The organism is Chloroflexota bacterium (assembly GCA_035652535.1).
Taxonomy (GTDB): Bacteria; Chloroflexota; UBA6077; order UBA6077; family SHYK01; genus DASRDP01.
Window position 1 is genome coordinate 1 of sequence record DASRDP010000129.1, and the last position, 13,403, is coordinate 13,403.

Genomic DNA, 13,403 nt, shown 5'->3' on the forward strand with positions numbered 1-13,403 from the left:
CCGCCTGGAAACGGAGTCCCGGAGTGTCCGGGACCGCCGGGATGGCCTTCGGCGTGACGATCGAACCGGGGAGAAAAGGCCCCGCGAACAACCGCCGGATCTCGGTCGCCGCCTGCGCCTTGAAGATCAACCCGGGACGCATGCGAATCACACGCAGTTCCGGTCGCTCACGCTCAAGGAGATCGAGGTCGCGCTCGAGGGTGGCCTTGTGTCGCGAGTAGAAGGAGCTGGCGATCCCCTCGGTCGGCCAAGATTCATTGACGAAGCGGTCCTTGGGACCGGGGGAGTATGCGCCGACCGACGAGGCGTAGACCAATAGCGGCACACCCGCGTCAACCACCGCTTTGAACAGTCGCCGGCTGCCGTCCACGTTCACGGCGCCCGTGATCGACTCGTCGCGGCCGGGCTGGATCAGCCACGCCAGGTGGACCACAGCGTCCGCCCCGCGAAACAGGGGCACGAGGTCAGTGTGCGCGATGTCGGCGCTGACAAAGGTCGTCCGCGGAAACTGCGAGGTCGGCACGCGCCGCGCCAAGGCGACGATCTCTTCGACCTCGGTCTCTGACCGCAGCGACTCGAGCAGGCTCGTCCCGACATTCCCGGTGGCGCCGACGACAACTACTCGCATGAGGGCGGGATACCCGCTCGCGAGGCGCTCAAGCCACGCAATTCACGTTCGGGGGCTCGGGACGGCGTCGCGGCGGGCGCCAGCCCTCTTCCTAGATAGAGCAGGACGGGCTTGAGGCCTTAGGCGGCCAGGTGAGCCCGGACCGTGGTGCGCGTGCCGTCGCGCATCTCGACCAGATCCGATAGCTGGTGGACGATCCACAACCCCATCCCGTGCTCCGCGCGCGGGTGCGGATTGCGGCGTCCGGCAAGCGGATCCGAAATCGCGCCCTCGTTTTCAACCTGACAGATCATCTCCTCGGATGTCCCCCAGACGGTCAGCTGCCGCAGGGCAACCCCATGGCGAAGCGCGTTCGTAACCAGCTCGTTGGCCACGAGCTGAAGATCCTCGACGAAGTCCCCGCCGAATCCGGCGTCGTGACCGTGGTCTCGGACCGCCGCGCGCAAGTTACTCATCGTTTCTTGTTTGATCACATAGCTGGAAGCGTCCTCGGGTGGAGTGGTCAGCGGTATCTCGCATTCGGGCGGTATCGCTTCGCTGTAACAGCCACTCGAGCGCGGCGCTCCGTTCTCGACGATCTCGGGATGTGTCCGCTTCGCGCTTTCCAGCACGGAGTCGTCAAGTGCACCGGCGTCGTAGGGGCACAGAACGCGCATCGGAGTGGCCTCCAGCATGACGTTGAGCAGAGCTTCGTGGCGGACGGCCTCACGAATCTCTTCTTCCGTCCTTCCGGGCCAGATGGGCTCTCCGACGTAGTGCAGCATCCGTCCCGGGCGCTCCTGCCGTAGTCGCTCGATCATCGAGAGAATCCGCCCGGGGTTGCGGCCCACCTCGGACATATCGAGCAGCTCCTTGTCCGAGCCATCGAGCAGCTGTTCACGGACGAGTCCAAGCTTGTGCTCGGGTACCGAGATAGCGATCGGATCTCCGGACCCGAGGGCGGGTCTAAGAAAACGCCTGAGCCCCTTCAAGTACTCCCCGTCGGCTCGATAAAAGAGCGCCTGGTGAGTGCTATTGCCCAAGGGCGACATCTCTCTCCCTTCCTTACGCCCTGTCCGGTGTCAGGCTCCCCTGGATGGCGCTACGGCAAACGACGCTTCGCCGGGCTCCCTTTCCGGCCTTGACTTCTCCTGCGAACGAGGCCTGGGAGCAGAGCGGATCGACTCGCTCGGTGCCGGATCCTGCCCGGGGTTGGGCTCCTCGGGGCCTGGCTCGGGCACCGCTGGGGTGACGGGCTCCTCGGGCGTCGGTACGCGTGCCGGCTCTTCGGGCTGTCCGGGCGTCCCCGGGTCGGGCACAGCCGGAGTGACGGGCGCGTCCGGGACCGCCGGTGTCACGGGCTCCTGCGGCTGAGGCACGGAGAGGACGCTCTCGTACACGGGCGGTGGCTACCCCACGCCCTGTCCAGCAAACCGCCTGGACGTGCGTCTAATTCGCTTCAAACGTAGAGCTAATCCCGTCCGTTCTGCGCAAAGCCAAGCCAGCTCGCCACCTTATGCAAGTCTGCGACGAACTCATCGAACGCCGTCTCTCGCTCGCGATCGTCCCGGGCTCTGAGGATCGACGAAGGATGGACGGTGATCGTGACCAGCTCAGCCAGCCCCGACTCGAGCGGGCGACCGCGGTCGCGGCCGACCCGAACGCTGGGACCGATCAAGGCCTGGCCGGCCGTCGCCCCCAGACACACCAGCGCCCGAGGCTTCACCACCGCCAGCTCGGCTTCGAGCCACGGCATGCACGCCTGCACTTGCCAGCGGTCTGGCTTCTGATGAATGCGCCGCTTCCCGCGCAGCTTGTAGCGGAAGTGCTTCACCGCGTTCGTGATGAAGACCTCGTTGCGCGGGATCCCGGACTGCTCGAGTCCCCGATCCAGCACACGACCGGCAGGCCCCACGAATGGATGCCCCTGCAGGTCCTCGCGGTCACCGGGCTGCTCGCCGACAAGGACGAGCTCGGACTGGCGCCTGCCCTCGCCCATGACGGCCTGCGTCCCGCCTTCCCAAAGGTCGCAAGCGCGACATTCTTGGACCGCCTCGCTCATGCTCTTGAGGCTCGGGCGGGAGGGGACGGGGGCGGGCGGTCTATCCGTTGTGGCGCTGCCGTTTGAGCCGCTTGTGTTGCTCACGCCTCACCCCGTGTTGTCGACCAGGCGCGCAGTGAACGTCTACTGGTCGATCTTGTCGCGCTTCGGACCCTCCCAGGCCTCGACCTCGGGATCTTGGGAGGGGTGAGGCTCGCTGGTGCTGGTCGCGCCCGTCTGGGTATGGCCGCCCTCGCCCCCGAACACCATTTCCTCGCCGGGATCCCGCGGGTCTTCGCGATGGTCGTAAGGGTCCGGCCATTCGGTCAGGTCTGCCTCGGCGACCGGGTTGTTGAGGGCTGAGTGTGGGTCGCGCGCACGTACAGAGGTCTCGGTGCCCGGCTCGTCATCGGCAATCGCACCGTTCTCCCCGCCGACGACCGGTTCCTCCTCCGTGACGGCGGCCCTGGGCAATGTCGGTTCCTCGTCCTCCGTGACGGCGTCGCTGGGCAGTGTCGGTTCCTCGTCCTCCGTGACGGCGTCGCTGGGCAGTGACGGTTCCTCGTCAGTGAGGGCGTCGACCGGCAGCGTCTCCTCCTCCGCGGGGTCTCCGGCCACCTCTGCCTCCTCCTCCGTCACGGCAGCCGACTCCTCCGCGCCCGGCTCCCACGAGGAAGTCGGCGCGGGCGGGGTGTCCGTCGAGGCGAATGACCCGTTTTGCCGATCGGGCGAGAGCACGCCCACGATCTCGGTCAGTGCCCAGCCTGCCAAGCGGCCCGTCAATTCCACGCTCTTCCGCGCCACGCCGATCGAGAGTGAGATTGGCGCCTCGGCGGCCCGTATCAGCTGTTCGACCATGTCGTCCACCTCCAACTCGCAGCGGTTCTGACTCGTAGCGCGGTCCCCGTTTGACAATTGGCGAGCGCGTAAAACCGCTACCCGGGGGACCGATGCGCGACACACGGCAGCGCCGGCCGCGAGGCGGCTAGGCTGTGACCATGGCCCCTGAACGCGAGCGATCCACACGCAAGCAGATCAAGGAGGGCCGGGCGGTTGACCAGGCGGGCGACCGGCTGGCGCGCGAAGCCGACCGCCTGAAGCGACGCAGCGACGAGCTCGGCTCCGAGATCGACCAGGCGCGCAGCGACTGGCAGCGCAAGCAAGCCGACGGCGGCGTCCCCGGCGCGATTCCCCCCGACAACAAGGAGAACGCCTCGCGCACGGCCGAGCGCGCGAACTCGGCCGAGGACGAGGGCGGGGACGAAACCCAGGCCGAGGCCGATTCCTCGGACGCCGATTCCAGCTAGCCCGAGGGAAGCGCCTCGAGCGCGTTCAGATACGCCTCGGTGTAGGTCGGAAACTCATTGACGACCTCTACGGGGCGCAAGAGAGTCTTCGAGGGAATACACGCCCAGTAGGCACACTCGCCCCCGATCAGCTCGCGTTCGACGATACCCGTCCTCATCCAGGCGTCGGCCGTCCGCGATACCACGGTTTCACCCGCAGGTCCCGCGCCGATTACGACTACGTCAAAGGCCTGCGTCGCCATGAGCGCACCCTACCCCCGCCCTCCGACTCCGTACCGCCGTGAGCCGGCGGTGGTCGGACATCGTTCGATTAGCGGGTAAGCGCTCCGGGCAGTAAATGGCGGGTGAAGATCGGCTACTTCCTTTCAAGCGAGGAATGGGGCCCTCGGGAGCTGGTCGAACTCGCCGTCAAGTCGCAGGACGCCGGATTCGAGGGACTGTGGATCTCGGACCACTTCCACCCGTGGAACGACGAGCAGGGGCACAGCCCGTTTGTGTGGTCGGTCATCGGGGCGATCGCGCGCGCCGTTCCCGGCGTCATGGTGACGACAGCGGTCACCTGTCCGACTCTGAGGATTCATCCTGCCGTAATCGCCCAGGCGGCGGCCACCTCGGCCGTCTTGCTCGACGGAAACTTTGCGCTGGGCGTAGGGAGCGGCGAGGCTCTCAACGAGCACATCTTCGGTGACCGCTGGCCCAGCGCCGACGAGCGCCTGGAGATGCTTGAGGAGTCCGTGGAGGTGATGCGCACTCTGTGGCGAGGCGGCTTTCAGGACCACCGCGGCCGCCATTACCGCGTCGATAATGCGCGCATCTATGACCTGCCCGAGCTGCCCCCGCCGGTCTTCGTCTCGGGGTTCGGCTCCAAGTCGATCGACCTCGCGGCACGCATCGGAGACGGCTTTTGCACGGTCCAACCCGACGCAGAAGCCGTGGAGCGTTTCCGCACCAACGGCGGCGGCCAGAAGCCCGTGCAGGGTGGAATGAAGGCGTGCTTTGACGACGACCAGGAGCGCGCCAAGCGGATCGCCTACAGCCTGTGGCCAAACGAAGCACTTCCGGGCGAGCTGGCGCAGGTCCTCCCGACGACAAGACATTTCGAGCAGGCGACCGAGTTGGTGACTTCGGAGATGGTCGCGGAAGAGGTTCCCTGCGGCCCCGACCCCGATCGCCACATCAAGGCGATCACCGCGTACGCCGAAGCTGGGTTCGACGAGCTATATATCCAGCAAATCGGTCCCGAACAGGACGCCTTCTTCGCCGCTTATGCGGAGCATGTTCTCCCGCGCGTGCGGGAAGAAGTGCCCGCGCGGGTCTAACGGACTAGCGCTCCCACCCAGCAGCGGTGTCAGCTGGACTCGTCGTCGCGCTCGCTAGAGCGTTCAAAGTCGGCCTCGCCGGCCTCGCTCGCGCGGGCGTCATCCGACTCGGCGAGTGGCGCGTCCTCGAGGGCTCGCCGTGCGGCGTGCTGGTCGCCATGGGAGGCGTGCTCGACCAACTCCTGCTCCGCCTGCTCAAAGCCCTCGGCCTCACCCTCGCCGGCTTCGGCCAGCGGCCGATGCGCCTCATCCACATCCTCAACCGGGGGCGGCTCGGAACTCGTGCGGCCCCCGATCCGCCCGGCCTCGGCTGCGGCCTCAGCGGTCTCTCGAGCCACCACGTCGTCGTCGGACTCCTGCGCTCCCAGGTTCTCCTCGGCGGCTCGTGCGGCTTCCTCGCGCGCGGGGTCTCTGGTCGGTTCGGGGTCGGGCATGCCACGCACACTACCCCGCCGACAACCTCCCAACCCGCCAGTCGCTCCCAGCCGCTGACTCCCAACGCTCCGATCGCTCCCAGCCGCCGACTCCCAACCCGGCGAGCGCCGTGGCGCCGCCCGCCGCTGAGTACTCACTCGCGTCGCTGCGCGCAGTCACCCGCGTCGCTGCGCGCACTCAGTCGCGTCGCTGCGCGCACTCACTCGCGTCGCTGCACGCGACCTCTTCGCGGGTGGACATATTCGTACAATTGCGTCAGCGCGACCCCGTGTCCGGTGGTCGTAGCTATCGCCGTAAACTTTGAGGAAAGGAGGTGATCAGATGCCAAAGCGGCGCGGCAGGTTGACCGAGCCTCTAATCCGCGAGAACGGTTCGCTTCGCCCGGCCGGGTGGGACGAGGCGCTCGATTTCGCGGCAGCGGGGCTTGCGCGCGCGAGAGAGCAGGACGCCACTCGATCGTTCGGGATGTTCAGCTGTTCGAAAGCCTCGAACGAGGTGAACTTCCTCGCTCAGAAGTTTGCGCGCTCCGTGATGGGGTCGAGCAATATCGACTCGTGCAACCGCACTTGACACGCTCCTAGCGTCGTCGGTCTGGCGACGGTGTTCGGTGCGGGCGGCGGGACGTCGTCTTATAAGGAGGTCGAGGAGACGGATCTGCTGATCCTGTGGGGCTCGAACGCGCGTGAAACGCATCCCATCTTCTTCCACCATCTGCTGAAGGGCGTGCATCGCGGGGCGAGGCTGTTCGTGATCGACCCGCGGCGCACTGGCTCGGCCCAGTGGGCCGACACGTGGCTGGGGCTGGATGTCGGTACCGACATCGCGCTCGCCAACACCATCGGCCGCGAGATCATTCATGCCGGGCTCGCCAACGAAACCTTTATCGGTCGTGCGACGACGGGCTTCGCCGAGTATCGCGAGTCGGTCGAGCCGTGGACCCTGGAGGAGGGCGAGCGCGTGACCGGTGTCCCCGCAGAGACCATCCGCGAGCTTGCGCACGCTTACGCGCGCGCTGACCGAGCGATTCTGTGCTGGACGCTCGGGATCACCGAGCACATCACGGCGGTCGACAACGTTCTCTCGCTCATCAATCTCGGGCTACTCACCGGCCATGTCGGTCGCTATGGATCAGGGCTGAATCCGCTGCGCGGTCAAAACAACGTTCAGGGCGGCGGGGACATGGGCGCGATCCCAGACCGGCTGCCCGGCTTTCAGGACGTTCAGAACGACCACGCCGCGCGAGCGCGGTTCGAGGCCGCCTGGGGCGTCGAGCTTCCGCCCAAGCGTGGCTGGCATCTCTCGCAGATGTTCGAGGCCATGGAGCGCGGCGAGCTGCGCACGCTGTACGTGTTTGGCGAAAACCCCGCGCAGTCGGAGGCGGATTCGAAGAAGGCGATCGAGTTGCTTGGAGGTCTCGACTTTTTGATTGCCCAAGACATCCTCATGACGCGGACCTGCGACATGGCGGACGTCGTCTTGCCCGGAACGGCCTCATGGTGCGAGGTCGACGGTGGCACAGTTACCAACAGCGAGCGGCGAGTGCAGCGGATGCGTAAGGCTTTGGACCCGCCGGGCCAAGCCCGCGACGACCACTGGATCATCGCCGAGCTGGCTCGCCGACTAGGCCACGACTGGGGGCAACCCACACTCGAGCAAGCCTGGGACGAGCTGCGCTCGCTGAGCCCAATGCATGGCGGCATGAGCTACGACCGGCTGGACGAGCTGGGAGGAATCCAGTGGCCCTGTCCGAGCGAGGATCACCCGGGCTCCCTTTACCTGCATGGACGGCTCTGGTCGGAGCCCCTCGAGGGCCGGCCCGCGCCGTTCTCCGTCACGACCTGGGTGCCGCCTATCGACGAGCTGAACGATGAGTTCCCGATTCGGCTGACCACGGGCAGGCGGCTTGACTCCTACAACACCGGGGTCCAGTCTGGCCTCTACAGCTCCCCCCTCCGTCGCGGCGAGACCCTCGATCTGCACCCTGAAGACGCTGAGAACCTCGGTGTGGAGCCCGGCGAAGTCGTCAAGGTGAGCTCTCGGCGCGGCTCCATTAACGCTCCCGTCCGCTTTGACCCGAACCTGCGGCCCGGCCTCGCGTTCATGACGTTTCACTTCCCAGACCAAGTCGACGTCAATCTGCTGACGATCGACGCCACAGACCCCAAGTCGGGGACGGCGGAGTTCAAGGCGACGGCGGTGCACGTTGAGAAGCTGAACGGGGGCGCACGCCAGACGGCTGGAGTCGCCAGCGGCCGGGCGGACACGTAGCGTGGACCTCCGCCTGCTCGATGCCGAACCGACGACGGCTGAGCGCGCCGCCGTCGACGCTTTCCTCGGCCCGCCCATCTCGGCGTGGGCCGGAGTTGACCGGAGCGACGACGGACACGCTGCGCACGGCGGGCACGCCGCTCGAGGGCAGCGCCACGAGCTGCTGCCCGTATTACACGCGCTGCACGAGCGCGTCGGGTGGGTCAGCCCTGGAGCGCTCAACTACATAGCGGGTCGGCTCACCGTCCCGCCGGCCGACGTATATGGCGTGGCCACGTTCTATGCGCTGTTCTCGCTTGAGCCTCGTGCTCCGCGCACCCTGCACGTCTGCAACGACGCGGTGTGCCGCTGCTGCGCCGGCTCTGACTCGCTTGTCGAGAAGCTCGCCGCGGAGATCGGTCCGCAGGGCGAGGAGGTGGACGGCGTCACCTGGCTTGAGAGTCCCTGCCTGGGCCAGTGCGACCGCGCGCCCGCGGCGCTGCTGGTGGAGTCCGGAGAGTCGCCGCGCGAGCTCCAGCTCACCTCCGTCACGGCCGATGGACTGCTCGCTGTGATGAACGGCGAGACACCCGCGCAACCCCCGACCGCGGTCCCTCCGCAGGCCGGGCAGGCTGGACTCGCGCTCCTGAAGCGGATCGGCGTGGCGGACCCGGAGAGCCTCGACGACTACCGCGCCAACGGCGGCTACGCAGCGCTCCGGCGCGCGTTCGAGCTGGGTCCCGACGGCGTGATCAAAGAGATGGTCGACTCCAAGCTGATGGGGCGAGGCGGCGCCGCGTTCCCCACCGGGCGCAAGTGGGAGGCCGTCGCGCGCCAACCGCGCCGGCCGCATTACCTGATCTGCAACGCCGACGAATCCGAGCCCGGCACGTTCAAGGACCGAGTGATCATGGAGGGGGATCCGTTCTCGCTGATCGAGTCGATGACGATCGCCGCGTACGCAACCGGCTGCGAGCGGGGCTACATCTACATTCGCGGCGAGTATCCCCTGGCACAGCGCCGCCTGGAGCTGGCGCTCGAGGCGGCGCGTGTGCGAGGACTGCTCGGTGACGACATCCTGGGGCGCGGCGGGAGCTTCGATATCGAGCTGCGCAAGGGCGCGGGCGCATACATCTGCGGCGAGGAGACGGCTCTGTTCGCCTCGATGGAGGGGTACCGCGGAGAGCCGCGCAACAAGCCTCCATTCCCGGTCGATCGTGGTCTGTTCGGCAAGCCCACCGTCGTAAACAACGTGGAGACGCTGGTCAACGTGTTGCCGATCGTGCTCGAGGGAGGCGCGTCGTTTGCGCGCATCGGGACCGAACGCTCCACGGGTCCGAAGTTGTTCTGTCTGTGCGGCGCGGTCGCGCGGCCTGGGACATACGAGGTGCCGTTCGGCACCACGGTAAGGGAGCTGCTCGAGTTGGCAGGCGGCGTGACCGCGGGGCGAACTCTCCGCGCCGTGCTGCTCGGCGGCGCCGCGGGGAGCTTCATCACACCCGACGAGCTCGAGATGCCGCTGACCTTCGAAGACGCGCGGGCGGCGGGCACCACGCTAGGTTCGGGCGTGGTCTTGGTGGTCGACGAGCGCTTGAACCTGCCAGAGCTGCTGGCCGCGATCGCGGCGTTCTTTCGCGATGAGAGCTGTGGGCAATGCGTCCCGTGCCGCGTCGGCACGGTGCGTCAGGAGGAGGCGCTCGCGAGACTGCGCTCCGGGCAGACACGCGGCAGCGTGCAAGACGAGTTCGGGCTGATCGCCGAGATCGGTGAGGCAATGCGAGATGCCTCGATCTGCGGGCTCGGGCAGACCGCGTCCTCCGCGATTGAGTCGGCGATTGGGCGACTTAAGGTCTTCAATGGAGGAATAGGCACATGATCGAGCTACCCATGGTCCCCGTTGAGCCCCCGGCGCGGATGATCTCCGTGACAATCGACGGTCGTCCTGTGGAGGTGCCTGAAGGCTCCACGATTCTGGATGCATGCAGCCAGCTGGGTATCGACACGCCCACGCTGTGTTATGGCGAAACCCTCGCTCCCGCCAACGCGTGTCGGATCTGCGTGGTCGAGCTGGAGGGCGCGCGTGCGCTGATCCCCGCCTGCGCGCGCAAGGTCGAGCCGGACATGGTGATCCACACCGACTCTCCGCGCGTGCGTCACAGCCGAAAAATGGTGATCGAGTTTCTGGCCTCGTCGGTCGACCTCTCGATCACGCCGGCGGCGCAGGAGTACCTGCGCCGGTACGACGGCCGCCCCGAGCGCTACGGGCCCCCCGCGCCCCCCGACCCGGACCGCGACGGCAAGCGCACCGGGCACCACGAGACCCCGGACGGCCAAACGGCCGCCACCGTGCAGTCGTCCGTGAAGGTCGACAACGATCTGTACGTCCGCGATTACTCGAAGTGCATCCTCTGTTACAAGTGCGTCGACGCGTGCGGCGAGCAGTATCAGAACACGTTCGCGATCACGGTCGCCGGACGCGGCTTCGACGCCCGCATCTCGACCGAGTACGCGAACCCGCTGCCCGACTCAGCCTGCGTGTACTGCGGCAACTGCATCGCCGTTTGCCCCACCGGAGCGCTCATGTTCCGTTCCGAGCACGAGCTGCGCGAAGCGGCGGCCTGGGACGAATCGCGTCAAACCGAGACCGACACCATCTGCCCCTACTGCGGGGTGGGGTGCAATCTGACGCTTCACGTGCAGGACAACCAGATCGTCAAGGTGACCTCGCCGGACGACCATGACATCACCCGCGGCAACCTGTGCATCAAGGGCCGCTTCGGTTTTCAGCACGTGAGCGTCGACCGCGGCTCGCGCAAGCCGGCGTAGTCTCAGCCGGTCACTGGGTGCTAGGCGTAGTCTCAGCCCGTCACTGGGTGCTAAGGCCACCGCTGCCGATCAGCCACCGTCCCCCGCTCTTGACGAAATGCGTCGTGGACCCGTTGGTGTTGTGGACCGTGGCCGTGCTTCCGTGCACGGACACCGGCCAGTGATCGATCTTGCGAGCCTGGCGCCGCATGGTGTCCTTGACGTGGCTTCCGGACAGCGACATCGCCAGCGTCAGCTTCTGCGCGCACTGAGAGCCGCCGATACCCGCCTTGGCGGCGTTTGTCAGCAGACCGCAGGCCCCTGAGTAGTTCCCGTCGATCAGATCGTTGACGAATGCGTGCATGGTGTGGCGTACGCCGTCGGCCCCGCTGTTCGTGCTCCCGCCGCATGACGCGAGCGGCAACGCCACCACCACAAGCAATCCGGCCGTTGCGCGCGCAAGGCGCCGACGCTCGAAATATCCGGGCAAAGCAACCCCCTCCCCAGTCGTTGACTTGTATTGGGTCGCAACGGTAGGCGATCGCCGAACGGCGATCAACCCTAGAACCCCGAGATTTGGTCGATCGCCTCGGGCTGCGTCGTGATTGCGAGCGCCCGGACTCAGGCGGCGGCTTTACACCGCTTGCGCGGGCGCTCCCGGGCAGGTTCCCGGTCACCCATCGCGATCAGCTCCTCGAGCACCGCGAGCACCTCCCCATGGACGCGGCCGGTGCCTCGGTGGATCGAGCGAATCGCGTAGACGCCCGCGCTATCAGGATCGGTCGGGGGTAGCCGTCGCGCCCAGAACGACCCGAAGGTCCCCAGCACGCCGGGGCGGGCTCCCTGACCCCACCGCTCGTCTGCCCATTCCACCAGCCGCGCGGCGCGGGCGCACTCGACTTCCTCAGAGGCGGCCGTTCCCACGGCCTCCGAGGCGTAGCGGATCAAGTCCTGGCGTCGCCGATCGTCTACAAGATCGTTGTAGCCACGTAGAAAGGCCGCGATTACGGGCGAGACCGATCGTGGCCGGTCGCTGAAACGCTCCCCCGCGAGCATTGATGCCAGCTCCATCACGCACGCGCCGTGGCGAGGCGAGGAGTGCTTGCCCCTCGCAAGTTTCATGATTTGGAAGCTCGGTTCTCTCATGCCACCTCCCAGGGCCTAGCGCCTAGGCTTTCCCCGAGTCACCGCCGACAAACGAGCCTCATCGTCCGCGGCCGGACAGTCAGCTCCGCACTTCGTTCAGGCGCGCCCTGCCGGGGCAAAACGGGTAGCTCTGAAAGAGCCTTTTTGAGGAGGTCTGAGAGTCATGCCCAAGACCACGCGCGGCGGAAAAGCGAAGAAGTCGGAGATTCCGGACACCGTCAAGCGCTCACCCGCCAAAGCCCAACGGACCTTCGCCAAGGCCCACGACCAGGCGGCGGAGCAATACGGTGAGGGTGAGCGCGCTCACCGCGTCGCCTACGCGGCGGTCAAGCACAGCTTCGAAAAGGTCGGCGACCGCTGGGAGCCCAAAAAGCGCAGAGGTCCCTCAGACCCGCGGTCCAAGAACCCCCGCGCCCGCGAGAACAAAGGCAAGGCTTATGGCGGTGTCGATTTCGAGGGGCACAGCAAGCAAAAGCTCTACGAGCGCGCCGCCAAACTCGACATCAGCGGCCGCTCAAGGATGACCAAGGGAGAGCTGGCCGAGGCGATCGCCGGCCGTCAGTAGGTTGGATCCCGGCGCCCGGCGCCGTGGGCGTCGGGCAGGGATCACCCGCGGTCTCACCGCAGCGTGTCCCGAAGCGCCTCCAGCGCGCTGTACTTCGGCCGCCATCGCAGCTGCACCCGCGCCTTGGTCGTATCCATGATCGCGGGGTGGCTGAGCGCCTCCACCCAATCCGTGGCTGGAGGCAGCAGAGGAACCCGGGGCACGGCGGCGGCGGCGCGGGCGGCCCTGTGGAACACCTGAGCGGGCACCGGCACAGGCGTGAAACCGAGCTCGCGAACCAGATCAGTCCCATAAAGGACGCCGTCGCCGGCGATGTTGTAGGCCCCCGGCGGCCCCTCACCGAGCACGCACTTAAGCAACGCCTGGCCGACATCATCCTGATGGATGAACTGCACCGGTGCTTTGGGAGCCGGAACCGGTAAGCGAAGACGGCCGGCGGCGGCCAGTAGCCTGCGGCCCGCCCGCTCGAGCGGGCGCGGGAGAAACTCCTTGGCGCCCGCCGCATGCGGCCCGAGCACGATCGGCGGACGGACCATGTAAAGCGCCGGACCATGATTTGCGCGCGCCTCGCGCCACAGGATCTCCTCGAGCTCCGCCTTCTCGCGGGCGTAGAAGAGCCGGTCGGCGGGCCGGACCGGCCAGTCCTCGCGCATTCCCACCGGGTTGTCGGCATGAAAACCATAGGCGGCGACCGAGGAGGCATAGATGAACCGCTGCGCCCCGGCATCCCCTGCGGCCCTGAACGCGTTCAGCGTGCCCGTGACGTTGATCTCGCGGATGGTCTTTGCCGGCGCGTTGCCAGTGATCATGAAGGCGAGGTGCACGACGACGTCCGCGCCCTCGAAACCCGCTCGCAGCGCCGCCGCGTCCCGGACATCGCCCTGCCTGTATTCCATCTTTATCCAGCCGTGCTCGCGGGGGTCAAATGGGC

At 67.1% G+C, this 13,403-nt stretch carries 14 protein-coding genes and 1 pseudogene; 6 read left to right on the plus strand and 9 right to left on the minus strand.

From position 1 onward, the window contains the following. The 4 genes from VFC51_16480 to VFC51_16495 form a co-directional block, all read right to left on the minus strand. The coding region (locus VFC51_16480) for an NAD-dependent epimerase/dehydratase family protein (GenBank protein ID HZT08621.1) at nt 1-628 on the minus strand (628 nt) is incomplete at its 3' end. A 119-nt stretch (nt 629-747) separates the two neighbouring features. Then, nucleotides 748-1,659 carry an anti-sigma factor RsbA family regulatory protein gene (locus VFC51_16485; protein ID HZT08622.1) on the minus strand — a complete coding sequence of 304 codons (912 nt, stop codon included), beginning with the start codon at nt 1,657-1,659 and terminating at the stop codon, nt 748-750. Between the two features lie 419 nt (nt 1,660-2,078). Beyond that, nucleotides 2,079-2,753, minus strand: coding sequence for a UdgX family uracil-DNA binding protein (locus VFC51_16490; protein ID HZT08623.1), 675 nt, complete (start codon nt 2,751-2,753; stop codon nt 2,079-2,081). A 39-nt stretch (nt 2,754-2,792) separates the two neighbouring features. Next, the gene (locus tag VFC51_16495) at nt 2,793-3,506 is read right to left on the minus strand and encodes a hypothetical protein (protein HZT08624.1); all 714 of its coding nucleotides are present in this window, start codon (nt 3,504-3,506) and stop codon (nt 2,793-2,795) included. Between the two features lie 140 nt (nt 3,507-3,646). Between VFC51_16495 and VFC51_16500 the strand changes: the two genes are divergently transcribed. After that, nucleotides 3,647-3,955, plus strand: coding sequence for a hypothetical protein (locus VFC51_16500; protein HZT08625.1), 309 nt, complete (start codon nt 3,647-3,649; stop codon nt 3,953-3,955). A 59-nt stretch (nt 3,956-4,014) separates the two neighbouring features. Here the strand turns inward: VFC51_16500 and VFC51_16505 are convergent. Continuing rightward, a pseudogene (locus VFC51_16505) lies at nt 4,015-4,197 on the minus strand (FAD-dependent oxidoreductase). Nucleotides 4,198-4,299: 102 nt separating this feature from the next. Here VFC51_16505 and VFC51_16510 point away from each other — a divergent pair. After that, a complete protein-coding gene (locus VFC51_16510; protein HZT08626.1) occupies nt 4,300-5,274 on the plus strand; it encodes an LLM class F420-dependent oxidoreductase in 975 nt (324 codons plus the stop codon). Nucleotides 5,275-5,303: 29 nt separating this feature from the next. Here VFC51_16510 and VFC51_16515 read toward each other — a convergent pair whose 3' ends face one another. Continuing rightward, a complete protein-coding gene (locus tag VFC51_16515; protein HZT08627.1) occupies nt 5,304-5,708 on the minus strand; it encodes a hypothetical protein in 405 nt (134 codons plus the stop codon). A 322-nt stretch (nt 5,709-6,030) separates the two neighbouring features. Between VFC51_16515 and VFC51_16520 the strand changes: the two genes are divergently transcribed. The 3 genes from VFC51_16520 to VFC51_16530 are packed head-to-tail and all read left to right on the plus strand — an operon-like array spanning nt 6,031 to nt 10,782. After that, complete coding sequence (locus tag VFC51_16520; GenBank protein ID HZT08628.1) at nt 6,031-7,977, plus strand: molybdopterin-dependent oxidoreductase; 1,947 nt, start codon at nt 6,031-6,033, stop codon at nt 7,975-7,977. 1 nt (nt 7,978) lies between these two features. After that, nucleotides 7,979-9,832 carry an NAD(P)H-dependent oxidoreductase subunit E gene (locus VFC51_16525; GenBank protein HZT08629.1) on the plus strand — a complete coding sequence of 618 codons (1,854 nt, stop codon included), beginning with the start codon at nt 7,979-7,981 and terminating at the stop codon, nt 9,830-9,832. Further along, nucleotides 9,829-10,782, plus strand: a complete 954-nt coding sequence (locus tag VFC51_16530) for a 2Fe-2S iron-sulfur cluster-binding protein (GenBank protein HZT08630.1) — start codon at nt 9,829-9,831, stop codon at nt 10,780-10,782. Before VFC51_16525 ends, VFC51_16530 begins: the two co-directional genes overlap by 4 nt. A 40-nt stretch (nt 10,783-10,822) precedes the next feature. On the opposite strand, the gene VFC51_16535 is transcribed toward VFC51_16530, so the two are convergent. Together VFC51_16535 and VFC51_16540 are read right to left on the minus strand one after the other, a co-directional pair. Continuing rightward, nucleotides 10,823-11,251 carry a hypothetical protein gene (locus VFC51_16535; GenBank protein ID HZT08631.1) on the minus strand — a complete coding sequence of 143 codons (429 nt, stop codon included), beginning with the start codon at nt 11,249-11,251 and terminating at the stop codon, nt 10,823-10,825. A 131-nt stretch (nt 11,252-11,382) separates the two neighbouring features. Continuing rightward, nucleotides 11,383-11,907: a hypothetical protein gene (locus VFC51_16540; protein HZT08632.1), complete on the minus strand. Its 525-nt coding sequence runs from the start codon at nt 11,905-11,907 to the stop codon at nt 11,383-11,385. 163 nt (nt 11,908-12,070) lie between these two features. Here VFC51_16540 and VFC51_16545 point away from each other — a divergent pair, with 163 nt between their 5' ends. Beyond that, a complete protein-coding gene (locus VFC51_16545) occupies nt 12,071-12,472 on the plus strand; it encodes a ChaB family protein (GenBank protein HZT08633.1) in 402 nt (133 codons plus the stop codon). 53 nt (nt 12,473-12,525) lie between these two features. Here the strand turns inward: VFC51_16545 and VFC51_16550 are convergent. Further along, nucleotides 12,526-13,403: NAD-dependent epimerase/dehydratase family protein (locus VFC51_16550; protein HZT08634.1), on the minus strand; the 878-nt coding region annotated here is incomplete at its 5' end.

Excerpts from the sequence above, each read along its gene's own strand:
- VFC51_16515 (HZT08627.1), bottom strand. The coding sequence starts at position 5,708 with ATGCCCGACCCCGAACCGACCAGAGACCCCGCGCGCGAGGAAGCCGCA.
- VFC51_16530 (HZT08630.1), top strand. The coding sequence starts at position 9,829 with ATGATCGAGCTACCCATGGTCCCCGTTGAGCCCCCGGCGCGGATGATC.
- VFC51_16500 (HZT08625.1), top strand. The coding sequence starts at position 3,647 with ATGGCCCCTGAACGCGAGCGATCCACACGCAAGCAGATCAAGGAGGGC.
- VFC51_16495 (HZT08624.1), bottom strand. The coding sequence starts at position 3,506 with ATGGTCGAACAGCTGATACGGGCCGCCGAGGCGCCAATCTCACTCTCG.
- VFC51_16540 (HZT08632.1), bottom strand. The coding sequence starts at position 11,907 with ATGAGAGAACCGAGCTTCCAAATCATGAAACTTGCGAGGGGCAAGCAC.
- VFC51_16545 (HZT08633.1), top strand. The coding sequence starts at position 12,071 with ATGCCCAAGACCACGCGCGGCGGAAAAGCGAAGAAGTCGGAGATTCCG.
- VFC51_16485 (HZT08622.1), bottom strand. The coding sequence starts at position 1,659 with ATGTCGCCCTTGGGCAATAGCACTCACCAGGCGCTCTTTTATCGAGCC.